Source organism: Pandoraea norimbergensis, assembly GCF_001465545.3.
Classification (GTDB): domain Bacteria; phylum Pseudomonadota; class Gammaproteobacteria; order Burkholderiales; family Burkholderiaceae; genus Pandoraea; species Pandoraea norimbergensis.
The window spans coordinates 4,753,110-4,779,541 of sequence record NZ_CP013480.3; the positions used below are offsets into that span (position 1 = coordinate 4,753,110).

Genomic DNA, 26,432 nt, shown 5'->3' on the forward strand with positions numbered 1-26,432 from the left:
GAACACTGAAACAATCAGTCGCGGGTTTCCAACGCCTTGTTGATGCGCAGCGCCAGCAACGTGCAAACGGTCCCCGAGAGCAGATAGACGCTCACGGCAACCAGCCCGAATTCCGCTGACAACCCCAGCGCGACGAGCGGTGCGAATGCCGCGCCGAACAGCCAAGCAAAGTCGGTGGTGAGCGCCGCCCCCGTGTAACGGAAGCGCTGCTCGAAATTCGACGTCACCGTCCCCGCCGCCTGCCCGTACGACAGGCCGAGCAACCCGAAGCCCACCAGAATGAAGATGTCCTGCCGGGTCGAGCCACCGCCCATCAGGTAGGGCGCGAAGAGCGCGAAGATGCCGATGAAGATCGCGAAGAGTCCGAGTGTCGTGCGTCGCCCGAGCCGGTCGGCGATGCGCCCCGAAATCACCGTGCAAATAATGGCGATGACGGCACCGCACAATTGCACGATCAACACACTGTCGAGATCTTGCGTGTTTTGCAGAGAAATCCACGACAACGGGAACACCGTCACCAAGTGGAACAGCGCGTAGCTGGCGAGCGCAGCAAACGCGCCGAGAAAGATGTTGTAGCCCTGCGAGCGCACCATCTCACGCGTGCTGATCGGCTCCAGTTGCCCTTCTTCGAGCATCTCGGTGTACTCGTTCGTGACCACCAGACGCAGGCGCGCAAACAGCGCCACCACGTTCACAGCGAAGGCCACATAGAACGGATAACGCCAGCCCCACGTGAGAAAGTCGTCGCTCTCCAGACTCCAGTGCAGGAACAGGAACAAGCCGCCCGCGATGAGAAAGCCGATCGGCGCCCCCAACTGCCCCATCATCGAATACCAGCCGCGACGGTGCGGCGGCGCGTTCATGGCGAGCAGCGACGGCAGACCATCCCACGAGCCGCCGAAGCCGATGCCCTGCACCAGACGGAAGAACGCGAGCAGCCAGATCGCACGGTCGCCCAGCACCGCATAGCCCGGCAGGAACGCCATGCCGGCCGTCGCCGTGCCGAGCACGAACAGCGCCGCCGTGAGCTTGACGCTACGGCCCCAGCGCCGCTGCACGTTCATGAACAGCGTCGTGCCGAACGGGCGCGAAATAAACGCGAACGAGAAGATCGTGAACGAGTACAGCAGGCCGTGCAGGCCGTCGGCAAACGGGAAGAAAACGTGCGGAAAGACGAGAACGGCAGAAATGCCGAACACGAAGAAATCGAAGTACTCGGAGGCGCGTCCGACGACAACGCCTACCGCGATTTCCTCAGGGGCAATGCGAGACTTGTTGCCGTGATCGTGCGCAGTCGAAGCACTCGGCGAACCGGGTGGGGTCGGCGATTGATGAGCACTGCTTGACATTATCGGACCCCCTTGCGGATCGGGATGACGATGACACTCGTGCCCGAAAAGCATCGCAGGTTACTCGAATCGACGCTATCGGGTTTACCCTAGTATCTTGCATCGGGGTGTGAAGTCCATGATGGGTCCGGTCCACGGCTACGGTTCATCGATCGCAGCATGACTTCCCCCAAGTTCCTTCGCGGGGTACTTTTGCTCCCCGCCGCCGCTTTGCTGTCCGGCTGCAATACCGTTTTGATGTCGCCTGCGGGCGATCTCGCGGTGAGGCAGCGGGACATCATTATCGTTTCCACCATCCTGATGCTGCTGATCATCATTCCGGTGATCGCACTCACGCTGCTCTTTGCCTGGCGATACCGGGCATCGAACAAGGATGCCGTCTACACGCCCGAATGGGATCACTCGACACTGCTCGAGCTGCTGATCTGGGCGGCGCCCCTGCTCATCATCATCGCGCTCGGCGCCCTCACTTGGGTGAGTACGCACAAGCTCGATCCGTATCGCCCACTGGAACGGATCGACGCCAAACGCGAGATTCCCCCCGACACGCGCCCGTTGACGGTGCAAGTGGTGGCGATGGACTGGAAATGGCTGTTCTTCTACCCCGATCAGGGCATCGCCACCGTCAATGAGCTGGCCGCGCCGGTCGACCGCCCGATCCGCTTCGAAATCACGTCGACGACGATGATGAATTCGTTCTTCGTGCCCGCCCTCGCCGGTCAGGTCTACGCCATGCCCGGCATGGAAACGAAGCTGCACGCTGTCATCAACAAGCCCGGCGTCTACGACGGCTTCTCGGCGAACTACAGCGGCGCGGGCTTCTCGGGCATGCGCTTCAAGTTCCACGGCATGACGGCAGAAGAATTCGACGCGTGGGTGCAACAGGTCAAGGCGAAGGGCCAGAATCTCTCGCGCGACAAGTACGAAGCCCTCACGCAGCCCAGCGAATGGGTGCCGGTGCAGTACTACGGCGATGTCGCACCCGATCTCTACGATGCGATTCTGAACCGCTGTGTCCAGGCCGGGCAGCCTTGCCTGAAGGACATGATGGATCAGCCCAATCACAAGCATGCGGCCAACGAAGCGCGTGATGGCAATGTCGGCACGACGTCGTGGAAGATGCGCGGCGGCAAGACCGATGCGCTGCTCGCCGACGCCATGTGCACCGCCGACAACACCTCCCAGTTTGCAACCCGTCTGAGCGGCGGTCCGCTCGCCGACGCCACGCTACGGCGTGCCCCCGGCGAAGGGCTCACACAGTGAGGCGCCGCGCGCCCAACCCTCGACAATGACGCGCCCCGCGCGCGAATGATCCTATGCTCGAGCACCTGGACATCGTCAAACTGATCTTCGGCCGTCTTACGCTGGAGGCCATCCCCTACCACGAGCCCATTCTTCTCGCGACGTTTGCGGGGGTCGCCTTCGGCGGCATCGTGGTACTGGGTGCAATCACGTACTTCAAACTCTGGGGCTATCTCTGGCGAGAGTGGTTCACGAGTATCGATCACAAGAAGATCGGCATCATGTACGTGATGCTCGGCATCGTTATGCTGCTGCGCGGCTTTGCCGACGCGGCGATGATGCGGCTGCAACAGTCGGTGTCGTTCGGCGACAACATGGGCTATCTGCCGCCCCACCACTACGATCAGATCTTCACCGCGCACGGCGTGATCATGATCTTCTTCGTGGCGATGCCGCTCGTCACTGGCCTGATGAACTTTGTCGTGCCGCTGCAAATCGGCGCCCGCGACGTGGCGTTTCCGTTCCTCAACAATTTCAGCTTCTGGATGACCACGAGCGGCGCGGTGCTCGTGATGATGTCGCTGTTCGTCGGTGAATTCGCCCGCACGGGCTGGCTGGCGTATCCGCCGCTGTCGGGCATTCTGCAAAGCCCTGACGTCGGTGTCGATTACTACATATGGGCGTTGCAGATCGCCGGGATAGGCACGTTGTTATCCGGGATCAACCTGCTGGTGACCATCGTGAAGATGCGCGCGCCGGGCATGTCGATGATGCGCATGCCGGTCTTCACGTGGACCTCGCTGTGCACCAACGTGCTGATCGTGGCTGCGTTCCCGGTGCTGACCGCCGTACTCGCCCTGCTCGCGCTGGACCGCTACGCCGGCACCAACTTCTTCACGAACGATCTCGGCGGCAACGCCATGATGTATGTGAACCTGATCTGGATCTGGGGCCACCCCGAGGTCTACATTCTCGTGCTGCCGGTGTTCGGCGTGTTCTCCGAAGTGGTGTCCACCTACTCTGGCAAGCGCCTGTTCGGTTACGCGTCGATGGTGTACGCCACGGTCGTGATTACCGTGCTGTCGTATCTCGTGTGGCTGCACCACTTCTTCACGATGGGCTCGGGCGCGAGTGTGAATTCGTTCTTCGGTATCACGACGATGATCATCTCGATACCGACCGGGGCGAAGATGTTCAACTGGCTGTTCACGATGTATCGCGGGCGCATCCGCTTCGAAGTGCCGATGCTCTGGACCCTCGGCTTCATGGTGACGTTCGTGATCGGCGGCATGACCGGTGTGCTGCTGGCAGTGCCGCCCGCCGACTTCTCGCTGCACAACGGTCTGTTCCTGATCGCCCACTTCCACAACGTGATCATCGGTGGCGTGATCTTCGGCATCATGGCCGCCATCACTTACTGGTTCCCGAAAGCGTTCGGCTACAAGCTCGATCCGTTCTGGGGCAAGTGCTCGTTCTGGTTCTGGTTCATCGGCTTCTACGTCGCGTTCATGCCGCTGTATCTGCTCGGCCTCATGGGCGTGACACGCCGGATGAGCCACTTCGACGATATGTCGTTGCAGATCTGGTTCCAAGTCGCGGCCGTCGGCGCCCTGCTCATCGCGCTGGGGATCGGGTGCTTCCTCATCCAACTGGTGGTCAGCTACCGCCGCCGGGACGAGTTGCGCGACGACACCGGCGACCCATGGAATGGCCGCACGCTGGAATGGTCGACATCGTCGCCGCCGCCGGTCTATAACTTCGCGTTCACGCCGATCGTTCACGACAACGACGCCTGGTGGCAGATGAAGCAGCACGGCTTCAAGCGGCCGGAGTCAGGCTTTCTGCCGATTCACATGCCGAAGAACACCGGCGCAGGCATCATCCTCGCCGGGCTGGCGACGGTGTGCGGCTTCGGGCTGATCTGGCACATGTGGCTGATTGTGATCGTGTCGTTCATCGCGCTGCTGGCGACGGCGATCGGCCACACGTTCAACTATCACCGCGAGTATTACGTCCCGGCCGATCAGGTCGAACACACGGAGGCAGCGCGCACGCAGCTGCTCGCCCAGCATGTCTGATACGACCGCACCCTTCCCCGTCGGCGGCGCACCTGCCGCAGCGCACACGCCCGCGCCACCGCGCGAGGGCGAACTGCGCTTCATGATGTCGAGCGATTACCATCCGCCCAACGGCACACTGCTCGGCTTCTGGCTCTATCTGATGAGCGACTGCCTCGTGTTCGCCTGCCTGTTCGCGGCGTACGGGGTGCTCGGCCGCAATTACGCGGGCGGGCCCACGGGTGCAGAGTTGTTCGAGCTGCCGCTGGTCGCGGTCAACACTACGTTCCTGCTGCTCTCGTCGATCACCTACGGCTTTGCGATGCTGGAGATGCAGAAGCGCCGCCAAAGCGCGGTGCTGGGCTGGCTAGCGGTCACCGGGGTGCTGGGCGCGGCCTTCCTCTCGCTCGAACTCTACGAATTCGCCAACCTGATTCATGAGGGCGCCGGGCCGTGGCGCAGTGCGTTCCTGTCGTCGTTCTTCACGCTGGTGAGCACGCACGGGCTGCACGTCACGTTCGGGATCATCTGGCTCATTACGCTGATGGTGCAGGTCGGCAAGCATGGCCTGACGGCGCCGAACCGGCGCCGCCTGATGTGCCTGTCGATGTTCTGGCACTTTCTGGACGTCGTATGGATCGGCGTCTTCACGTTTGTCTATCTCATGGGAGTGCTGCCGTGAGTTCGCACGATTCGACGCTGCACGGTGCCGAAGGGCACGATCATGGTGACGACCACGGCCACGAGGACGAAGGCCCGCACAGCACGTTCCGTGGCTATGCGACCGGCTTCATCCTGTCGGTGGTACTCACCGCGATTCCGTTCTGGTTCGTGATGGGCGGGGTGTTCGAGAAATCGAGCACCACCGCGATCATGATTCTGTTTCTGGGCGCCATTCAGATCGTGGTGCACATGATCTACTTCCTGCACATGAACGGGAAGTCGGAGGGCGGCTGGAACCTGCTCTCGCTCATCTTCACGATCGTGCTGGTCGTGATCGCGCTCTCGGGTTCGCTCTGGGTGATGTATCACCTGAACCAAAACATGATGCCGGGTATGATGCAGGATACGAAAAACCTCCCTTGAACGGCATTACCCTTGAGCAGCAGTCAACTTCGTGATTCGGGGGACGCCCGCCGGCGTCCCTCCCCCCTCCGGCTGGTCTTTCTCGGCGTCATCACGCTGGTCCTGATCTCCGTGTTCGTATCCCTCGGTACGTGGCAGTTGCATCGCCGCGCGTGGAAGCTCGAATTAATCGAGCGTGTGAATACCCGCGTGCATGCGCCGCCCGTCGCCGCGCCTACCCGCGCGCAATGGCCGGCCATCACGGCGGCTGACGACGAATACCGCCACATCTCGCTCACCGGCACCTATGCGTTCGACAAAGACACGCTGGTGCAGGCCGTCACCGATCTCGGGGGCGGCTACTGGGTGCTCACGCCGCTGCGCACCGCGGATGGCAGCGAGGTAATCGTCAATCGCGGTTTTGTGCCGCCGGGCTGGAAGGAAGCCGTGCCGCCCGCGCCGTCTGGCGACGTGACGGTCACCGGGCTGCTGCGCATGACGGAAGCCGGCGGTGGCTTTCTGCGCAAGAACTCGCCTTCGGAAAACCTCTGGTATTCGCGCGATGTCGCTGCCATTGCCGCCGCACGCGGCCTGTCGGACGTGGCGCCGTATTTCGTGGATGCCGACGGGCCCGCCGGTGCCGCGCGCGCCGTACCCAATGGCGACGGCGAGGCCACGACGGGCAACATCACGAATACGCAAGCGCGCGACTACCCGGTCGGTGGACTCACCGTGGTGCAGTTCCCCAACAACCACATGAGCTACATGCTCACTTGGTACGCGCTGGCCATCATGTCGGCCGTCGCCGGATGGTTTGTCATCCGGCTGGAACTGCGCACGCGTCGATAACCCTCGCGACATGCTTCGCCACTTCGATGACGCGCGCGTCGTCGAAGGCGGCGTAGCCCAGCACCAGTCCGGGCGCCATGCGCTGTGCCCGGGCAAATTCCCCCAGCCCTTCGACAAACACGCCCTGCGCACGCAGCGCGTCGACCACCTGCGTTTCCGCTATCTGCGGCGGCAGCCACAGCACGAAGTGAAACCCCGCGTGCTCGCCCGTGACACGGCACGGCGTGCGCAGATTGGCGCGCAACGTATCGAGCATCAGATTGCGGCGCCGCAGATACACGCTGCGCGACGCGCGCAAATGGCGCGCGAAATCCCCGGCATCGATGTAACGCGCGAGCGCCATCTGTTCGATCAGACTGTTGGCGCGGCCCGACGCCGAGCGCAACGCGGCAATACGCGGCAGCAACGCCGGGGGCGCGAGCAGAAAACCAATACGCAACGACGGGAACAGCGACTTGTTGAAACTGCTGCAATGGATCACGCGCCCGTGCGTGTCGATTGCCTTGAGCGCAGGCAACGGCGCGCTGCCGTAGCTGAATTCGCTGTCGTAGTCGTCTTCGATGATCCACACGTCGCGCGCCTCGGCCCACGCCAGCATCTGCATGCGACGGTTGATCGACATCGTCGTCCCTAGCGGGGCCTGATGCGCAGGCGTCACGTAGGCAATGCCCGGGCGGCCGACGCGATCCGCCACGTCCGCACAGAAGCCCTCATCGTCGATAGGCACACCGACGCAACGCTCCGACGGCGCGCCAATCAGCGACGCGAGATTCTTGTAGCCGGGATCTTCGAGGTAATAAGTCGTGTCGGCATCAGCCAGCACGTCGCTCACCAGATCGATGGCGTGGCGGATGCCCGTGGTCATCACAATGTGGTCGGCGTCGCAGGTGATGCCACGCGTGACGCGCAAGTACCGGGCGATGCTCTCCCGCAATGGCCCATAGCCGCGCGGATCGGTATCGGCCAGTTCCGCCGAGGTCACCGTGCGCAGTGCGTAATTCATGTGCCGACGCCACGCGGGCAGCGAGAACAGTGCCACGTCGACCGAGCGCCCCGTCTTGAGCGACAGTGACGCCGCTGTCTCGAACGGTGGCAATGGGGACGGCGAGGGTTCGTCGGCGTCATGTGCTACCGACGACGGCTCGCTCAGATCCGCCACGACTTCCGTCCCCGCCCCCACCCGGCTCGCCACGTAGCCTTCAAGCGTCAGTTGCTCGAATGCCAACTCGACAATGCCGCGCGACACCCCCCAACGCTCTGCCAGCGTGCGCGTGGACGGCAGCCGGTCGCCGCGTCGTAACTCCCCCGCCACAATGCGCTCGCGCACGCAGCGGTACACCCACGCCTGCCGCGTTTCTTTCTCGCGCCGTTCGGTGAGCGGCAGTTCAAGCGATTCGCTGATGTGGCGTCGGCGCATGGGAAGGAGGGGTTGAATGCATTCAAAGTGGCCCAATCAAATGATCGGGAAATGGCGCTTCGAATTATACAAGTTAGCCATTATCCTGAACGCCATGACGCTCGCCTCCCCCCGGCCTTTCACGGCGGCGAGCGCTCCCCACAAGTGTTGAATATCGCGGAGAAATGAGATGGAGTTGGCAGAAAGAGAAGCCGTCGGGGCAAAATTCAGCGCCGCCGCCATGCAGCGCGCCCAAGCCCTCACGTGCGACGCCACGGAGAAGATCTCGGCCCTGATCAAGCCGGGCATGCGCGAGTCGGAGGCTATCGCCGCCAGCAAGGCTTTGCTTGGCGAACTCGGCATGGACCGTATCTGGCACCCGGTGCTGATCCGCTTCGGCAAGAACACGCGGCTGACCTTCAGCGAGCGTAGCGACGACGATCCGGTGCTCGGCGACGACGACATCTACTTCATCGACATCGGCGTGGTATTCGGCGCGCACGAAGGCGACTGCGGCTTTACGCGCACCACCGGCAGCGACCCCGACATGCAACGCTGCGCGGACGACGCCAAGCGCTTATTCGGGATCGTGAAAGACCACTGGCGCACGCATGGCGTGAGCGGGCAGGCGCTGTACGAGTTCGCCAAAGCGCAGGCCGAGGTGCTGGGCTGGGTGCTCAACTTCGACATGAAAGGCCATCGCGTGAGCGACTTCCCCCACGCGATCTACAAGGCCGGCAAGCTCGCCGATCTGGCCGACACGCCCAGCGGCGGCCTGTGGATTCTCGAAATCCAGATCGCCCATCCGACGCGGCCGTTCGGCGCGTTCTACGAAGACCTGCTGGTCTGATTCCGGTCTGATTCCGGTTTGATTCCGATCGTCGCCACGACGTCAATTTTTCGCCGTCAAACCGGCGTGGCGACGATGCAACATCCCCTCGGCGATTTCACGCGCCAGCGCCATCGTTTCGGCGGCCAAACACTCGAACCAATCTGACCCCATATCGAACTCAACGCTTACCGGCGAAGGGTTTGACGCACTCCGCACATTTGTCCAGTGCCACGCCAATACGCGCAGTGGCCCGTCGTCCGGACTTTTGACGCATCTTTCCCCAATTACGCAATTTGCGTTACCGTCTCATTTGCCGACGGAACTTTTCCGCACGACGGCAATAAGGCAGCGGAGACATCGCCCCCCGACGGTGCCAGCCTCAGGCACCCGTCAGTTCGAGCGAGCTGCCCGTCCGTGCGAAACGTCGCGCGCGCAATTCAGCAGTTTCCTTATGTCGCTCAATCGCTCAAGAACAGAAAGACGATGAAAAATCAAACCTTCTCCAAAGCGTTACTGGCCACAGCCCTGAGCTGTGCGCTGTTCAACGTTCACGCGGCGTCGCAGGCGCCGGTGGGTGCCGAGAACGGCATGGTCGTGACCGCGCAGCACATCGCATCGAAGGTCGGCGTCGAAGTACTCAAGTCCGGCGGCAACGCGATCGATGCCGCAGTGGCCGTGGGCTATGCGCTGGCCGTGGTGTACCCGGCAGCCGGCAACATCGGCGGCGGCGGCTTCATGACGATTCAACTCGCCGACGGCCGCAAGACCTTCCTCGACTTCCGCGAGAAGGCCCCGCTGGCTGCCACCGCCAACATGTACCTCGATAAGGACGGCAACGTCATCAAGGGCGCCTCCACCACCGGCTATTTGGCTGTGGGTGTGCCGGGCACCGTGTCGGGCATGGAGTACGCACGTGAGAAGTACGGCACGAAAACGCGTCAGCAACTGATCTCGCCGGCCATCACGCTGGCCGACAAGGGCTTCGTGCTCGATCAGGGCGACGTGGACATGCTGTGGACGTCGACCAAAGACTTCGAGAAAGACCGCGCCAACTCGGGCGCCATCTTCATGAACAAGGGTCAGCCGTTCCAGCCAGGCGAGCGTCTGGTGCAGAAGGATCTCGCGCGCACGCTGCGCCTGATCAGCGCCAAGGGCACCGACGGTTTCTACAAGGGTGAAGTCGCGAGCAAGCTGGTGGCCTCGATGAAGGCAGGCGGCGGCATCATCACGCAGGCCGACCTCGACCAGTACAAGACGCGCGAACTGGCCCCGGTGGAATGCGATTACCGCGGCTATCACGTGGTCTCGGCCCCGCCCCCGAGCTCGGGCGGCGTGGTGATCTGCGAGATCATGAACATCCTCGAAGGCTATCCGATGAAGGAACTGGGCTATCACTCGGCCCAGGGCGTGCACTACACCATCGAAGCCATGCGTCATGCCTACGTCGACCGCAACAGCTATCTGGGCGATCCGGACTTCGTGAAGAACCCGCTCGCGCATCTGCTCGACAAGGACTACGCCGCGAAGATTCGTGCCGCGATCAACCCGCAGAAGGCCGGTATCTCGCAAGAGATCAAGCCGGGTGTGCCGCCGCATGAAGGCAGCAACACGACGCACTACTCGATCGTCGACAAGGACGGCAATGCTGTGTCCGTCACCTACACGCTCAACGACTGGTTCGGCGCGAAGGTCATGGCTAACGGCACGGGCGTGTTGCTCAACGACGAGATGGACGACTTCACGTCCAAGGTCGGTGTGCCCAACATGTACGGCCTGATTCAGGGTGAAGCGAACGCCATCGGCCCGGGCCGTCGCCCGCTGTCGTCGATGAGCCCGACCATCGTCACCAAGGATGGCAAGACGGTGATGGTCGTCGGTACGCCGGGCGGCAGCCGCATCATTACGGCCACGCTGCTCACGATGCTCAACATGATCGACTACGGCATGAACCTGCAAGAAGCCGTGGATGCCCCGCGCTTCCACCAGCAGTGGATGCCGGAATCGACCAACATCGAAGCGTTTGCCCTGAGCCCGGATACGCAGAAGATTCTCGAGAGCTGGGGCCAGAAGTTTGCCGGCCCGCAACCCCCGAATCACATCGCTGCGATTCTGGTCGGTGCTCCGTCGCTGGGCGGCAAGCCGATTGGCAAGAACCGCTTCTACGGTGCTAACGATCCGCGCCGCAATACGGGTCTCGCGCTCGGGTATTGATGGATTGATGACCTGATCGCTGCATGACGATGGGGCCGCCTGATTCACTCAGGCGGCCCCATTTCTTTGCCTTATTTTTTGCTTCATCTATCGCCGATGGTCGACACGTCGCGCGAGACGCTCGCCCGCAAATTGCACGAAGGTCACCAGCGCCACGAGAATGATGATCACGTTGAACATCACGCTCGTCTCATAGCGTTCGTAGCCGTAGCGCACTGCCAGATCCCCCAGACCACCCGCCCCCACGGCACCGGCCATGGCCGACGCGCCGACCATCGCGATCACCGTCACCGTCGCACCGCCGAGAATGGCCGGCAACGCTTCGGGCAGCAGCACGTGGCGCACGATGTGCCAACGGCGGCACCCCATCGCACGGGCTGCTTCGATCAGCCCCGGATCGATCTCGCGCAGCCCCACTTGCGTGACGCGCGCGAAGAACGGAATCAGGTGCACGGCCAGCGGCACCACCGCCGCCCAAGTGCCCATGGTCGTGCCGACGAGCCAGCGCGTGACCGGCAGCAGTGCCACGAGAAGAATGATGAACGGCACGGCGCGAAACAGGTTCACGACGACGGACAGCGCGCGATTGAAACGCGGACGCGGCGCCAGACCACCCGGCGCGGTAAGCACCAGCACCACGGCAATCAGCATGCCGGCGGCAAAAACGATGGCGCACGCGCTGGTGACCATCAGCAAGGTCTCGCCCAGCGCGCGCAGGTATTTGTCGATCATGATGTGATATTTCGGTTGGTGCTCAGACGGCGCGTTGACGTGTCGCGGCTGCGGCATTGCGGCCCTGCCACGCGTGTTGCAACGGTCGCAGCAATGCGCGGGTGGCGTCGGCCAACGGGTTCTCGAATACCTCATCAACCGGGCCCAGTTCGGCAATGCGCCCTTGATCGAGCACTAGTACGCGGTCGCAAGCCTGATGAATCACGCCCATGTCGTGCGTGATCAGCACCACGGTCAGGCCGAACTCGCGTTGTACGTCGCGCAGCAGTGTGAGGATGGCGTCGGTCGTTTCCGGGTCGAGTGCCGACGTCGCTTCGTCGCACAGCAGGATTTCCGGCCGGTGCACGAGCGCCCGCGCAATCCCCACGCGTTGTTTCTGCCCGCCCGAGAGCATCGCCGGGTAGGCGTCGGCCTTGCCGGTCAGCCCAACCAGCGACAACAGCTCATTCACACGTGGCGCGATCTCGGCTTTCGACACACCGGCCACGCGCAGCGGCAACGCCACGTTCTCGAACACCGTCTTTGCCGAGAGCAGGTTGAAGTGCTGAAAGATCATGCCCACGCGCTGGCGCAAGCCGACGAGGGCGTCTTCGTCGAGCGTCGCCACATCGACACCGTCGACTTTGACGTGCCCTTCACTCGGGATTTCCAGTGCGTTTATCGTGCGCAGCAGCGTGGATTTACCCGCCCCGCTACGGCCGATGATGCCGAAGCTCTCACCGCGCTGCACGGCAAACGACACGTCGTGCAGTGCGGCGCTCGATGCGCCCGGGTACACCTTGCCCAGTGCGTCGAAGGTGATGTGGGCAATCTCGCGCGGCGCTGCCGTAGGCAAACGCGTGACGGGGGCGGCGGCAGTCTGTCGTAACGTCATCGCGTATTTTTCCTTGGTTCAGAAGGCCGGAACGACCGAGCCCTGATACTTGGTCTCGATGAACTTGCGCACTTCTTCCGACTGATAAGCCTTGATCAACGGGGCGACCCAAGGCGCGTTCTTGTCCTTCTCGCGCACGGCGATGATGTTCACGTACGGGTTGTTTTCGCGCTTTTCCACCGCAATGCCGTCGCGCGTGGCGATCAGGCCCGCCTGATACGCGAAGCTGTTGACGATGGCTGAAGCGTCGACGTCGGGCAGCGAGCGCGCGAGCACGACGGAGGCGCTTTCGATGAAGTCGAGCTTGCGCGGGTTAGCGGTGACGTCGGCCAGCGTGGCCGTGCCGGTGTACGGATCGAAGCCGTCGCGCAGCTTGATCAGACCGTGGTCACGCAGGATGACGAGCGCACGCGTCTGGTTGCTCGGGTCGTTCGGCAAACCGATCTTGGCGCCGACCGGCAGTGCTTCGAGCGACTTGTACTTCTTCGAATAGAAGGCGATGGGCGAGATCAGCGTGTCGCCCACGGCCACGATCTTGTAGCCGCGCTGCTTGACCTGATCGCGCAGGAACGGGATGTGCTGGAACGAGTTGGCATCGAGGTCGCCGCTGTTGAGCGCTTCGTTGGGGCTGGCCGTGCCGGTGACGACAACCGTCTCGACATTCAGGCCTCGCGACTTTGCCACCTTCGTGACCACTTCCCAGATCTCTTCGTCAACGCCGCCGCGTACGCCCACCTTGAGCGGTTTGTCGGCAGCCATCGCGCTCGTCATGCCGAGGGTGCCCATCGTGCCGATGGAGAGGGCCAGTGAAAGACTGCCGAACAAGCGAATGAGTTGGCGGCGTTGCATTGTGATTTCCCCTGACGTGATTGCGTTGTGATCGCGTTGTATTGATGCGCCCGATTCAGGCGAAGAGACAGTCTAGGAAGTGGTCGCATGCAGCGTCCAATAACCAATTTCGGAAAGCTAATTCATCCGGGCGCGCGGAGCTTTCGCGTGTGGATTGGCAATCACTTGTAACTTTTTGTAATACGCCGCGAGAAAGAACAGGAACTCCAGCGCCTCGTATCGTCCAACAGGGATTCCCCAAGTGTTGCACCCGCCTCTCGTGGGCGGCTCTCGTGCGCCGTTCTGCGCTGCACGAGGTGGCCGCTTTTTCGTGTGCAGCTGCCATCCGCCCCTTCTTTTTCTGGAACCGCCCGAAGATGTCTGCCCTGTGGGACCCAACGTTACCCCTGCTGTTCAGCCCCACCCTGCCCCGCCTGTATCGCATGTCCCCGCGTGTGGTGGCGCTCGCTCGCCTGATGCTGTTCGGCATCGTTCTGCTCATTGCGGGGCTGCCAGTGAGCGATGCGCTCGGTGCGACAGCACATCAGACCAGCGCAGGAAAACGCCGTCAGGAAGCGACGAAGAAGAAAAAGGCGGCGTCGAAGGTGGCGGCGAAGAAGCCTGTCAGGAAATCGGCGGCGAGTGCTCGGACAAAAGCGACGCGCAAGGCGACGCCGCCGCGCGCGGCAACGGCCGCCAAGCGTGGCGCGCCGGCGGCGAAACGGCGTGCGGCAGCGGCATTACCACCGAAAGCGGCGGTTGCGGGGGCAACGGCAGTAACAGCGCCATCGGCGTCCGCGCAGGTGTCGTCTGGCAAGCAGGTCAGCACCGATGCGCAGCCCCGCTTGCTGGCGCGCTGCGGTTTCACACCGGCTTCGCGCAAGCGGCTGTTTTCGCGGGCGGTCTATATCGTCGATGAGAAAACGCATACGCCGCTCTACGCCCGTAATGCCGATCGCGTAATGCCCATCGCTTCGGTTTCCAAACTGATGACAGCCGTCGTGTGGCTCGACAATCAACCGTCGATGCGACAGTCGCTCACCGTCACGCGAGACGATCTCGACACGCTGAAATTCACGCACTCACGGCTGGCCGTGGGCTCGACGCTGACGCGTCGCGACATGCTGCATATCTCGCTGATGGCGTCGGAGAACCGCGCGGCGGCAGCGATGAGCCGTGATTATCCGGGCGGTCGTCCTGCGTTTATTGCGGCGATGAATGCCAAGGCAAAGGCGCTCAACATGCCGAATACGCGCTTCGAGAATTCGACGGGGCTTTCACCGCGCAACGTATCCACCGCGCGTGAATTGGCAAGACTGGTGCGTGCCTCGAATGGCTATCCGCTCATTCGTCAGTATTCGATCGATCATCAGCAACTCGTGCGCACGGGCAAGGGCCAGTTGCAGTACGTGAATACCAATCGGCTGGTGCGCTACGGAAAAGTGCATGCAAGCGTGCAGAAGACCGGCTTTATCAATGAGTCCGGCCACAACATGGTCATGCGCGTGATGGTGCACAAGCGCCGCCCCGTCATCGTCACGATGCTCGGCAGCGACACGCCGGAAGGCTCACGTCTGGACGGCGTGCGCATCGCGCATTGGTTGTCGTGCTCGTTGCAGTGACTGCATGGCGTGCGATTGCGTTCGATGAATCGATCAGCTGATCCGCTCAAACAGCGGTGAGGCGTGACTCGCGGCGGCAAGCTCGGATGCGGCCGCCAGCAATGCGGGGCCGAGGCGCGCCATACGCGCCTCGTCGAGCCGAATCAGCGGGCCCGCAATACTGATGACGCCCAACGCCGGATAGCCCCGGCGCAAAATCGGGGCCGCCATGGCGGTCATCCCGGGCGCGAACACTTCGTTGATGGTGGCGTAGCCGCGCTGCCGGGCGGCATCGAGGAACGTGAGCAGTCCCTGCACGGTCGTGGGCGCATTGGGGCCATAGTCCTTCGGCTGCCCGAATCCCTGACGGCTGACCAACGCCATGGCGCGCTCGTCGCTCATCGTCATCATCCATGCATGACCGGTGGCCGAACACGACAGCACGGTGTCCATCCCCATATCCGGGTCGTACTTCAGCCCCTTCATCGCCCCCTGCGCTTTCGCGACCCACGTGAGGCGATCGCCATCGACGATGGCCAGACGCACCAACTCACCCGACGTCTCCGCCAGTCGATCGAGAATCGCCTGCGCCATGTCGATGATGCCCGACGTGCTCAGGAAGCTCAGCCCCAGCCCCACCAGCTTGGTCGTCAGCACATAGTCGCCGTGTTCGCGTAATTGGCGCACGTAACCAAACCCCTTCAGGTCGGTGAGCAACCGGTGGCAGGCACTGCGTGGGATATCGAGTTCATCGGCGATGAACGCCAGCGGCGTACCGCCGACTTGCTGCGCGAGCAGTTCGAGAATCGCGAGAGTGCGCTCCATCACGCCGTTCATACCGTCTCCGTTTTTGGGCTTGTTGTTCGATTTTTCCGCATTGTGACATGTGATTCCAGTCTGGAATAGCGTTCCAACAGGCTTATTACTATCTCGCTTGCCAGCCCGGGACACGCCCGGGCGGCCCCCGTCTTCGACTCACAGTGCTGGCAGATGCCGATTTTCCCGGCGCTCCGCAACTGCGACGATGGGGCATGACGACAGATCAAATAGTCAGGAGACAGGCATGACACACGTAGCGACCTCTGCGTCGGACGCGTCGATGCAGACACGGGCGGTCACCGCCGCCACCATCGGCACCGCGCTCGAATGGTTTGACTTCACTTTGTACGGTGCGTTGGCGGCGACCTTGCTGCCGAAGCTGTTCTTTCCCGCGATGGAGCCGACATCGGCCCTGCTCGCTTCGCTGGCGACGTTCGGCGTCGGACTGGCGGCACGCCCGTTGGGCGCAGTGATTTGCGGCTCGCTCGGCGACAAGTTCGGGCGGCGTAATCTGATGCTCGCCACGGTATCGGTCATGGGCGTGGCGTCGGTGCTCATGGGCTTGCTGCCCACGTACGCGCAAATCGGTGTGTGGGCGCCGATTCTGCTGGTGGTGCTGCGCATCGTGCAGGGCTTCGCACTGGGTGGCGAGTCGACGGGCGGCCAACTCATGGCCATCGAACACGCGAGTCCGGACCGGCGCGGCCGATATTCCGGCCTGCTGGGTATCTGCTCCCCCGTGAGTCAGATTCTCGCCAACGCGGCGCTATTCGGGCTATCGGCATCGCTCTCGACCGAGGCGTTCGAGTCTTGGGGATGGCGTGTGCCGTTCGTGATGAGTGTCTTGCTGGTGATCGTCGGCGTGTACATCCGGCTCAAGGTGCACGAAACCCCGGCGTTTGCCGCGATGAAGCAGGCAACGCAGGTCGTGAAGGTGAGCAACCCGCTGCGCGATGCCGTGCGCCTGCATTACAAGCCGCTCATTCGCTGGACGCTGTTCTTTTGCGGCCCTGCGGCGATCTTCTATCTGATTGTGGTGTTCTCGCTGAGCTACATCACCAAGACGCTTGGCGTGCCGAAGCAGACGGCTTTCATGTTGCTCATGGGCGCGAACATCTTCGCTATTTTCGGTGCGCTGATCGGCGGCACGCTGAGTGACCGGATCGGCCGCAAGAAGGCGCTGGCGATTGGCTCGTGCGCCACGCTGCTGATCTCGCTCGTGTATTTCTCCGTGCTCGACACGCGCAGCTTCGTGCCGATGTTGCTGATCATGGGGCTCTTTCTCGGCTTCACGCAGTACCAGAGTGGTATTCAGCCGGTGGCATTTGCCGAGGCGTTTCCGACCAACGTCCGTTACTCGGGCTCGGCGCTCGCTTATACCGGGGCCAATCTGCTCACGGGCGGGCCGATGCCGATGGTTGCCGTCTGGCTGCTCTCGATCAGCAACGGTTCGCCTTGGGCCGTTGTGGCGTTGTGCGCTGTGCTCAATGTGATTTCGCTGGCCGCCATTCTGATCGGGCCGGAAACACGCGGCATCGACATGCACCGCACCGACTCGACGCATGCGCTCACGGGAGATGCCGCGGAGGCTGAACACTTGGCGACGCTCGGCACCGGCGGCGCGGCCAACGTTTCTCGCGTCACGCCAGTCGACGGTGCGCATGGCATGCGCAACAGCCACTGATTATTTGTCTTTCACGGGAAACGCATTCACCACCATGTCCGATCTTGTCTACATCCTTAACGGACCGAACCTCAACATGCTCGGCAAGCGCGAGCCGCACCTCTACGGGCACACCACGCTCGCCGAGATCGAAACGACCGTGCGGTCAGTGGCCGCGCAGCTTGAACTGCGGTGCGAGTTCCGGCAGACGAACAGCGAAGCCACGATGATCGACTGGTTGCAGGAAGCGTTCGAAGCCGGCGCGGGCGTCATCCTCAACCCGGCCGGCTTCTCGTTCCGATCCATTCCGGTGCTTGACGCTGCGAAGCTCATTGAGCGTCCGTTGATCGAGGTGCATATCACCAACATCCACAAGCGCGATGAGATTTACCGGCACTCGTTGATTTCGACCGTGGCGACGGGCGTGATCTGCGGTCTCGGCGTGCAGTGCTACCCGCTGGCACTGCACGCGATGGCCGGGATGTTGAGGGCAGCGCGCTAGACGTTGGCGTCCCTTTCAGCGCATAAGCGTTAACGGCCGGTGGCGCTGCACCGGCGTTGCATTAACGCGCTCGGGCGTGCCAGCGTCCCCACGCGGCGGTAGCGATCAGCAAGATGGCTGCCGCCGCGATCACGGCATTGAAGCCTTGATCGAAGGCGGTATTCGCCAGACGCGTAAGCGACTCGGCGAGTGCCGCCGGCAGTTGTTCGGCAACGATCTGCGCCTCGTCGAGGCTATCGCGCACTACGCTCGGCAGTGCATCGGTCTGTGGCACTTGCATGCCACGGGCGTACACGAATGACAGCAGACTGCCCATAAACGTCACACCCAACGCCCCACCCAGTTCGTACGAGACTTCCTCAACCGAGGCCGCCATCCCGGCACGTTCCGGCGGCGCACTCTGCATGATCGTGCTCGACGCAGCGGTCATCGTCGCGCCGACGCCGAAGCCGAGAATGGCCAGTGTGACGATCGACGGCATCAGCCCCATGTCGCGTACGAACAGATAGCCCGCCATCCCGATCCCCGAGATCAGCAACGCGATCGGCAGCATACGGGCGCCACCCAGACGCGGCAGCAGTTGACCGGCAATCGGCCCAGCGACGAAGGCGGCGAGCGGCAACGGCACGATGGCCCAGCCGGCTTCGAGCGGCGAGTAGCCGAGCACCAGTTGCAGACGTTGACTGAACACCAGTTCCATCCCGATCAGCGATGCCGATGCGACGAGCGCCGCGACGACAGCGCTTGCGAATGCCGGATTGCGGAACAGTTTGAAGTCGAGCAACGGGTGGGCACTGCGTTGTTGACGGCGCACGAACGCCGCGAGGAAAACACCGCCCACGACAAGCGCCACGCCCACTGTCGACCAGTCGGGAGAAGGCTTGCCGGCCGTCTTGATCGCATAGGTCAAACCGACCAGCCCCACCATGAAGAGCACGGAACCGAACCAGTCCCACGGCTGCGTCGACGTCGCACCACCTTTCGGAATCAGCCAGTACGCCAGCGGCAGCGCCAGCAACACGATCGGTACGTTGATCAGGAAGACCGAGCCCCACCAGAAGTGTTCGAGCAGCGCGCCGCCCACGACCGGGCCGAACGCGGCACCGCCGGACGCGACCGACGCCCAGATGCCGATGGCCAACGCACGTTCGCGCGAATCGGCAAACGTGAGGCGAATAAGAGAGAGCGTCGCCGGCATCATCATCGCGGCACCTACGCCAAGCAGTGCGCGAGCGGCGATCAACAGGTTGGCGTCGGGTGAGAAAGCTGCCGCCAGTGAGGCGATACCGAAGACGGCCAGCCCCGCGATGAACAGACGCTTGTGACCGAGGCGGTCACCGAGCGTGCCCATGCCGAGCAAGAGGCCCGAGACGACAAGCGCGTATGCGTTGACGATCCACAGCTTGGCGGACGCCGTCGCTGCAAGATCGTGGGTCAGACGCGGCAGTGCCGTGTAGAGCACCGTCATGTCGATCACGATGAGCAGCAGCGCCACCGAAACGATCGCGAGCACCAGCCAGCGACGACGGTCGCTGGTTTGAGGCACCGGATGCGAAGAGGTATGCAGACTGGACATCGAAGAACTCCTTTATGCGCGGATCCCTTTGTATTCGCCTTGGTGGATCCGGGCTTTGTTATGCCCAAGGGAAAACCCGAATCATCCATCATTAAATGAATTAGGAAAAGTTAGATTCCATCCGAAAAGTAGATGGGTGTGCGCGATATTTAGCCAATTCTTGTGGATAACGGGGTTTCGCATTGGATTGGCCGCTGCATTTGGGATTTAGAAGTGGGATTCGAGCAGGCGCACAATCACGGCCGTCAAGACTGGCGGCATGACAGCCGGACGCATACAATCTGCGCCACATTCCCATCGGGCGAAAATCCCCCCTAATTCGTACACATGGCTTCTCAACCGACTCGTATTCCCGACGCAGTTTCGCTACCTGAATTAACGGTACGCGGCATGATTCTTGGCGCGCTGATCACCGTGGTGTTCACCGCCTCCAATGTTTATCTCGGCTTGAAAGTCGGCCTCACCTTTTCATCGTCCATTCCGGCGGCCGTGATCTCGATGGCCGTGCTGCGCGCGCTGCGTGGCGGCAATATCCTCGAGAACAATATGGTGCAGACGCAGGCGTCTGCGGCCGGCACGCTCTCGTCGATCATTTTCGTTTTGCCGGGCCTGTTAATGATTGGTCATTGGCAAGGCTTTCCATTTGGTTTGACGCTCGCGATTTGCGCGTCGGGCGGCATTCTCGGTGTGCTCTTCACCATTCCGTTGCGACGCGCGATGGTCGTGGATAGCGATCTGCCTTATCCGGAAGGTGTGGCGGCGGCTGAAATTCTTCGTGTCGGCAGTGAAGGCGACGATGCGTCGTCTTCGAATTCCGCTGACGGTCAATCGGATCGTCAATCGAATGCGGCGGGTGGTAGCGGCGTGCGCGAGATTGCGTTTGGTGGTGTGGTATCGGCGTTGTTCGCATTCGCCACGAATGGACTGAAGATCTTTGGTGAAAGCATTACCGCGTGGATTCCTGCCGGCACGGCGGTGTTTCGCCTGACCAGTGGCTTTTCACTGGCACTGATTGGCGCGGGCTATCTGATTGGGATTGTTTCGGGTCTGGCGATTCTGCTCGGCATCCTATTGAGCTGGGGCATTGCGGTGCCGGTGCTGACGTCGATTACGCCCAATACCGACGGGCAAGCGATGGCAGCATTCGCGAACGGGCTCTGGCAGCACAAAGTGCGATTCATTGGCGCGGGTACCATCGGTGTGGCTGCTGTCTGGACGCTTATTACGCTTGCCAAGCCCATGGTCGAGGGTGTCAAGACGTCGTTCGCGGCGTTGGGACAGTCGCGGGCTCGCGGCACGGGTGCGAAACTCGGCCGGACGGAACAGGATCTTTCGCCGCGCTGGGTCATTGGTTTGACGCTGGTTTGCGTGGCCGTCTGGGTGGTGACGTTCGGCGTGTTCCTTGCGGACGCACCGTTGTCGGTGGGCGGCATTGCGACGCTGGTGGCTTGCAGCGTGGTGTTCGCCGTCGTCTTCGGCTTTTTGGTTGCTGCGGCTTGCGGTTACATGGCGGGGCTGGTCGGGTCTTCGGCGAGTCCGATTTCCGGCATCGGTATCGTCGCGGTGGTGCTGGTCTCGTTGTTGATTCTCAGCGTGAGTCAGGCGAGCGGCCTGCTTGATACGACGGCCGGCGGCAAGCTGGCGATTGCGCTGGCGCTATTCACGACGGCGGCTGTTATCGCGATTGCCACGATTTCGAACGACAACTTGCAAGATCTGAAGACGGGTTGGCTCGTGGGTGCGACGCCGTGGCGTCAGCAGGTGGCACTGCTGGTGGGGTGTGTGGTTGGCGCGGCGGTGATTCCGCCGGTGTTGAATCTGCTCTACAACGCGTATGGCTTTACGGATGCGTTGCCGCGCGCCGGGATGGATCCGTCGCAGGCCTTGTCGGCGCCGCAGGCCATTCTGATGACGGCGATCGCCAAGGGCATCTTCACGCATCAACTCGACTGGTCGATGCTGGGCATTGGTGCGGTGGTGGGGCTAGTGATGATTGCCATCGACGCGATGTTGGCAAAGCGCGGTGGCGTTGCGCGGTTGCCGGTGATTGCCGTGGGGATTGGTATTTACCTGCCGCCGACGATTGGTTCGGCATTGGTGATCGGTTCGGTATTGGGTTGGATTTCGCACCGGGTAATGAAGGCGCGTGCGAAAGCGCATGGCAAAGATTTCGGACCATACGCGGACGCCGCTGAACGACGTGGTGTATTGCTGGCATCCGGCCTGATTGTCGGCGAAAGCCTTGTGGGTGTAGCGATGGCAATGGTGGTTGGATTTACTGGCTCGGATGCACCGTTGGCGATCGTAGGCAGCGGGTTTGCCAGGACAGCCGATTGGATCGCATTCGCAGCATTTGCCGCCGTGTGCGTAGTGCTGGTTCGCCGCGTATTGGCTGCCGTACCGCGATAAAAAACGGTGGTTTGCGGTAGTTACTCACTGCGCTGTTTGTCGGCACCAGGTCGGGTGTCGAACGCTTCGATACCCGACCAACTCCAGTTAAGACGCAACGTCACCGGTAGTGCGTAGTGCGTAGTGCGTAGTGCGTAGTGCGTAGTGCGTAGTGCGTAGTGCGTAGTGCGTAGATATTGTAGTTCTTGGATTCTGAACGTCTCTAACATTCTGAACATCAAGCTAGGCCACAAAAGTCCAATCTCGACTTCACTGTAGATGGCCTCGCGCCTCTCCCTCGCGTAACAGCCCAACAACTCCCAACCTCTCCTCGATCTCGCTCTAATCACGCGAAATCAGGAATGAGCGCGCCCACACGTAAATCAACACAACGTCCGTTCATAGCGATATCAAATAGCGATGTCGATACAGGTGTACTCGATGAACCTGAGTACAAGGCTCGGTTCGATCACCGTATGGACCGATACTCACGTTTTACGCGTCTTGTTTAAGGCTGAGCAGGAAGGGATGGGCAAGCCAGCGAGCCTGTATCAACCGTGTGGCCATGTTCGCCTCACGACGAAGATCCAACGGAAGATATCTGACCACTCAGCGCATCGATTGCACTTCCAGTATCGAAAGGAAACGCGGATCGACCGGCGGTTTTCAATCCTCAATAGACCCGGCTTATCAATCATCTATTGATCCATGCCGGCGTTCAGTGAGGGTGGCCCGTGGGTCAACCATCGATCGATCCCAGCGTTCAGTGAGGTGACCTATGAATCAACCATCGATCGATCCCAGGGTTCTGGGACGTGGCCTGTAGATCAGCTATTGATGTCGCTTTGCGTTCAGCAAGGTTAGCTGTCGACGCTCCGTTACCGGTTCCCACGCAGATGGCCGATGCGCACCGACGTGCTGTGGTTGGCGCCAAGAACTCGATGGACGTCACGGCACGTACCAGCTGCTCGATCTGAGCTCGACACCGTGTTTTACGGCAGGATTTGACTGTCACCGCGCGATGCTGCGACGTTCCCGAATTCTGTCGACACAAAGCAAAAACCCCTTGCTACGCGTTGTAGCAAGGGGTCTTTAGGGGAGCCTGACGATTACCTACTTTCACACGGGTATCCGCACTATCATCGGCGTGGAGTCGTTTCACGGTCCTGTTCGGGATGGGAAGGGGTGGTTCCAACTCGCTATGGTCATCAGGCATAACTTGTATGTTCTGCTGCACTGCGTGCAACAAAACCAATTCAGAAGAAGCGTAGTACTACATGTAGTTGGGTTGTGAGCGTATCAGCCTCGTTATGGGCACACGCAACTCACACCAGCACAAAACACACTGGTTATAGGATCAAGCCTTACGGGCAATTAGTATCAGTTAGCTTAACGCATTACTGCGCTTCCACACCTGACCTATCAACGTCCTGGTCTTGAACGACCCTTCAAAGGAATCGAGTTCCTAGGGAAGTCTCATCTTAAGGCGAGTTTCCCGCTTAGATGCTTTCAGCGGTTATCTCTTCCGAACATAGCTACCCGGCGATGCCACTGGCGTGACAACCGGTACACCAGAGGTTCGTCCACTCCGGTCCTCTCGTACTAGGAGCAGCCCCCTTCAAACTTCCAACGCCCACGGCAGATAGGGACCAAACTGTCTCACGACGTTTTAAACCCAGCTCACGTACCTCTTTAAATGGCGAACAGCCATACCCTTGGGACCGGCTACAGCCCCAGGATGAGATGAGCCGACATCGAGGTGCCAAACACCGCCGTCGATATGAACTCTTGGGCGGTATCAGCCTGTTATCCCCAGAGTACCTTTTATCCGTTGAGCGATGGCCCTTCCATACAGAACCACCGGATCACTATGACCTGCTTTCGCACCTGCTCGACTTGTCAGTCTCGCAGTTAAGCACGCTTTTGCCATTGCACTATCAGCACGATTTCCGACCGTACCTAGCGTACCTTCGTACTCCTCCGTTACACTTTGGGAGGAGACCGCCCCAGTCAAACTGCCTACCATGCACTGTCCCCGATCCGGATTACGGACCTAGGTTAGAACCTCAAACAAACCAGGGTGGTATTTCAAGGATGGCTCCACAGAAACTAGCGTTCCTGCTTCAAAGCCTCCCACCTATCCTACACAGACCGGTTCAAAGTCCAATGCAAAGCTACAGTAAAGGTTCATGGGGTCTTTCCGTCTAGCCGCGGGTAGATTGCATCATCACAAACACTTCAACTTCGCTGAGTCTCGGGAGGAGACAGTGTGGCCATCGTTACGCCATTCGTGCAGGTCGGAACTTACCCGACAAGGAATTTCGCTACCTTAGGACCGTTATAGTTACGGCCGCCGTTTACCGGGACTTCAATCAAGAGCTTGCACCCCATCATTTAATCTTCCGGCACCGGGCAGGCGTCACACCCTATACGTCCACTTTCGTGTTTGCAGAGTGCTGTGTTTTTATTAAACAGTCGCAGCCACCAGTTTATTGCAACCCTTTCACCCTCCTGGCGCAGGCCAGTCAAGCTACAAGGGCGTACCTTATCCCGAAGTTACGGTACCAATTTGCCGAGTTCCTTCTCCCGAGTTCTCTCAAGCGCCTTAGAATACTCATCTCGCCCACCTGTGTCGGTTTGCGGTACGGTCTCGTATGACTGAAGCTTAGAGGCTTTTCTTGGAACCACTTCCAATTGCTTCGTGAACAAGTTCACTCGCCCCATATCCTTGAATTCCGCGCCCGGATTTGCCTAAGCGCCTTCTCCAATACAGGGACCGGGACTTCCAACACCCGGACAACCTTCCGCGATCCGTCCCCCCATCGCATCATACGACGGTGCAGGAATATTAACCTGCTTCCCATCAGCTACGCATCTCTGCCTCGCCTTAGGGGCCGACTCACCCTACGCCGATGAACGTTGCGTAGGAAACCTTGGGCTTACGGCGAGGGGGCCTTTCACCCCCTTTATCGCTACTCATGTCAGCATTCGCACTTCTGATACCTCCAGCATCCTTCACAAGACACCTTCACAGGCTTACAGAACGCTCTCCTACCATGCGAGCAAGCTCGCATCCGCAGCTTCGGTATATTGCTTAGCCCCGTTACATCTTCCGCGCAGGACGACTCGATCAGTGAGCTATTACGCTTTCTTTAAAGGGTGGCTGCTTCTAAGCCAACCTCCTGACTGTTTTAGCCTTCCCACTTCGTTTCCCACTTAGCAATATTTAGGGACCTTAGCTGGCGGTCTGGGTTGTTTCCCTCTTGACACCGGACGTTAGCACCCGATGTCTGTCTCCCGTGATTGCACTCTTCGGTATTCGGAGTTTGCTATGGCGAAGTAATCCGCAATGGACCCTTCAACCATGACAGTGCTCTACCCCCGAAGGTGATACACGAGGCACTACCTAAATAGTTTTCGGAGAGAACCAGCTATTTCCAAGTTTGTTTAGCCTTTCACCCCTATCCACAGCTCATCCCCTAATTTTTCAACATTAGTGGGTTCGGACCTCCAGTACGTGTTACCGCACCTTCATCCTGGCCATGGATAGATCACTTGGTTTCGGGTCTACACCCAGCGACTGAACGCCCTATTCGGACTCGCTTTCGCTACGCCTTCCCTATTCGGTTAAGCTTGCCACTGAATGTAAGTCGCTGACCCATTATACAAAAGGTACGCCGTCACCCCTTACGAGGCTCCGACTGTTTGTATGCATGCGGTTTCAGGATCTATTTCACTCCCCTCCCGGGGTTCTTTTCGCCTTTCCCTCACGGTACTGGTTCACTATCGGTCGATTACGAGTATTTAGCCTTGGAGGATGGTCCCCCCATCTTCAGACAGGATTTCACGTGTCCCGCCCTACTTTTCTCAAGCTTAGTTCCACACCAGGGTTTTCTCATACGGGGCTATCACCCACTATGGCCGGACTTTCCATTCCGTTTTGATAACACCGGTGCTAAATCTTGAAGGCTGGTCCCATTTCGCTCGCCACTACTTTGGGAATCTCGGTTGATTTCTTTTCCTGCAGCTACTTAGATGTTTCAGTTCGCCGCGTTCGCTTCGCTAGACCTATGTATTCAGTCTAGGATGACCCATTCGGGCCGGGTTTCCCCATTCGGACATTTGTGGATCAAAGCTTATTTGCCAGCTCCCCACAACTTTTCGCAGGCTATCGCGTCCTTCATCGCCTGTAATCGCCAAGGCATCCACCACATGCACTTATTCGCTTGACCCTATAACGAGAATGTCTCGTTACAGGTTGAGTTTTAGCGTTGTGCCGTATTCCAAGTCATCTTTCGATCACTTAAATACTAGTTGATACAATCACAACCCGTACAATTTCCACGCGCCATCTCTAACGCGTTTCCGTTGTACTACTACTTCTTCTAAATTGTTAAAGAACAAATAACTGCATGACATTGCTGTCATTCAAAAACATTCACATTCGT

General features: G+C 60.5%; 17 protein-coding genes, 2 rRNA genes and 1 pseudogene. 11 read left to right on the forward strand and 9 right to left on the reverse strand.

All coding sequences use genetic code 11. The features are described 5' to 3' along the window. Positions 1-14 precede the first annotated feature (14 nt). A complete protein-coding gene (locus AT302_RS20710; protein WP_058375637.1) occupies positions 15-1,349 on the reverse strand; it encodes an MFS transporter in 1,335 nt (444 codons plus the stop codon). A 159-nt stretch (positions 1,350-1,508) separates the two neighbouring features. Here AT302_RS20710 and cyoA point away from each other — a divergent pair, with 159 nt between their 5' ends. Genes cyoA through AT302_RS20735 form a run of 5 tightly spaced genes read left to right on the forward strand, consistent with a single transcriptional unit; the run spans position 1,509 to position 6,562 of the window. Beyond that, positions 1,509-2,612 (forward strand): ubiquinol oxidase subunit II, encoded by a 1,104-nt coding sequence (cyoA, locus tag AT302_RS20715; protein ID WP_084656366.1) that lies wholly within the window; start codon positions 1,509-1,511, stop codon positions 2,610-2,612. Positions 2,613-2,665: 53 nt separating this feature from the next. Further along, positions 2,666-4,669, forward strand: coding sequence for a cytochrome o ubiquinol oxidase subunit I (gene cyoB, locus AT302_RS20720; RefSeq protein ID WP_058375638.1), 2,004 nt, complete (start codon positions 2,666-2,668; stop codon positions 4,667-4,669). Then, entirely contained in the window at positions 4,662-5,330 is a 669-nt protein-coding gene (gene cyoC / locus AT302_RS20725) for a cytochrome o ubiquinol oxidase subunit III (protein ID WP_058375639.1), read from the forward strand. The genes cyoB and cyoC overlap by 8 nt, the downstream gene beginning before the upstream one ends. Next, positions 5,327-5,734, forward strand: a complete 408-nt coding sequence (cyoD, locus tag AT302_RS20730) for a cytochrome o ubiquinol oxidase subunit IV (RefSeq protein ID WP_058375640.1) — start codon at positions 5,327-5,329, stop codon at positions 5,732-5,734. Before cyoC ends, cyoD begins: the two co-directional genes overlap by 4 nt. Before the next feature lie 12 nt (positions 5,735-5,746). Then, the gene (locus AT302_RS20735; protein ID WP_305790814.1) at positions 5,747-6,562 is read left to right on the forward strand and encodes an SURF1 family protein; all 816 of its coding nucleotides are present in this window, start codon (positions 5,747-5,749) and stop codon (positions 6,560-6,562) included. On the opposite strand, the gene pdxR is transcribed toward AT302_RS20735, so the two are convergent. Then, positions 6,531-7,979, reverse strand: coding sequence for a MocR-like pyridoxine biosynthesis transcription factor PdxR (gene pdxR / locus AT302_RS20740; RefSeq protein ID WP_058375641.1), 1,449 nt, complete (start codon positions 7,977-7,979; stop codon positions 6,531-6,533). The two genes, AT302_RS20735 and pdxR, sit on opposite strands and share 32 nt — an antisense overlap. 169 nt (positions 7,980-8,148) lie before the next feature. On the opposite strand from pdxR, the gene AT302_RS20745 reads away from it, so the two are divergent. Next, positions 8,149-8,808: a M24 family metallopeptidase gene (locus AT302_RS20745; RefSeq protein WP_058375642.1), complete on the forward strand. Its 660-nt coding sequence runs from the start codon at positions 8,149-8,151 to the stop codon at positions 8,806-8,808. A 570-nt stretch (positions 8,809-9,378) separates the two neighbouring features. After that, the gene (gene ggt / locus AT302_RS20750) at positions 9,379-11,001 is read left to right on the forward strand and encodes a gamma-glutamyltransferase (protein WP_371328738.1); all 1,623 of its coding nucleotides are present in this window, start codon (positions 9,379-9,381) and stop codon (positions 10,999-11,001) included. Positions 11,002-11,088: 87 nt separating this feature from the next. On the opposite strand, the gene AT302_RS20755 is transcribed toward ggt, so the two are convergent. The 3 genes and pseudogenes from AT302_RS20755 to AT302_RS20765 form a co-directional block, all read right to left on the reverse strand. Next, on the reverse strand, positions 11,089-11,733 hold the full coding sequence (locus tag AT302_RS20755) for a methionine ABC transporter permease (RefSeq protein WP_058379821.1): 645 nt from the start codon (positions 11,731-11,733) through the stop codon (positions 11,089-11,091). Between the two features lie 73 nt (positions 11,734-11,806). Next, positions 11,807-12,607, reverse strand: a pseudogene (locus tag AT302_RS20760) (methionine ABC transporter ATP-binding protein); the annotation flags it as partial. An 18-nt stretch (positions 12,608-12,625) separates the two neighbouring features. Further along, positions 12,626-13,456 carry a MetQ/NlpA family ABC transporter substrate-binding protein gene (locus tag AT302_RS20765; protein WP_058375643.1) on the reverse strand — a complete coding sequence of 277 codons (831 nt, stop codon included), beginning with the start codon at positions 13,454-13,456 and terminating at the stop codon, positions 12,626-12,628. Between the two features lie 356 nt (positions 13,457-13,812). Here AT302_RS20765 and AT302_RS20770 point away from each other — a divergent pair, with 356 nt between their 5' ends. After that, a complete protein-coding gene (locus AT302_RS20770) occupies positions 13,813-15,057 on the forward strand; it encodes a serine hydrolase (protein ID WP_064674984.1) in 1,245 nt (414 codons plus the stop codon). A 33-nt stretch (positions 15,058-15,090) separates the two neighbouring features. On the opposite strand, the gene AT302_RS20775 is transcribed toward AT302_RS20770, so the two are convergent. Beyond that, the gene (locus AT302_RS20775) at positions 15,091-15,873 is read right to left on the reverse strand and encodes an IclR family transcriptional regulator (protein WP_058375644.1); all 783 of its coding nucleotides are present in this window, start codon (positions 15,871-15,873) and stop codon (positions 15,091-15,093) included. Between the two features lie 226 nt (positions 15,874-16,099). Between AT302_RS20775 and AT302_RS20780 the strand changes: the two genes are divergently transcribed. Further along, positions 16,100-17,539, forward strand: coding sequence for an MFS transporter (locus tag AT302_RS20780; RefSeq protein ID WP_084656369.1), 1,440 nt, complete (start codon positions 16,100-16,102; stop codon positions 17,537-17,539). A gap of 34 nt (positions 17,540-17,573) precedes the next feature. Next, on the forward strand, positions 17,574-18,020 hold the full coding sequence (locus AT302_RS20785) for a type II 3-dehydroquinate dehydratase (protein WP_058375645.1): 447 nt from the start codon (positions 17,574-17,576) through the stop codon (positions 18,018-18,020). Between the two features lie 61 nt (positions 18,021-18,081). Here AT302_RS20785 and AT302_RS20790 read toward each other — a convergent pair whose 3' ends face one another. After that, positions 18,082-19,596: an MFS transporter gene (locus AT302_RS20790; protein ID WP_058375646.1), complete on the reverse strand. Its 1,515-nt coding sequence runs from the start codon at positions 19,594-19,596 to the stop codon at positions 18,082-18,084. A 327-nt stretch (positions 19,597-19,923) separates the two neighbouring features. Here AT302_RS20790 and AT302_RS20795 point away from each other — a divergent pair, with 327 nt between their 5' ends. Further along, on the forward strand, positions 19,924-22,005 hold the full coding sequence (locus tag AT302_RS20795) for an OPT family oligopeptide transporter (RefSeq protein WP_058375647.1): 2,082 nt from the start codon (positions 19,924-19,926) through the stop codon (positions 22,003-22,005). A 1,079-nt stretch (positions 22,006-23,084) separates the two neighbouring features. Here AT302_RS20795 and rrf read toward each other — a convergent pair. Both rrf and AT302_RS20810 read right to left on the reverse strand, forming a co-directional pair. Beyond that, positions 23,085-23,197: ribosomal RNA gene (gene rrf / locus AT302_RS20805) — 5S ribosomal RNA — on the reverse strand. A 140-nt stretch (positions 23,198-23,337) separates the two neighbouring features. Then, a 23S ribosomal RNA gene (locus tag AT302_RS20810) occupies positions 23,338-26,216 on the reverse strand. Positions 26,217-26,432 lie beyond the last annotated feature (216 nt).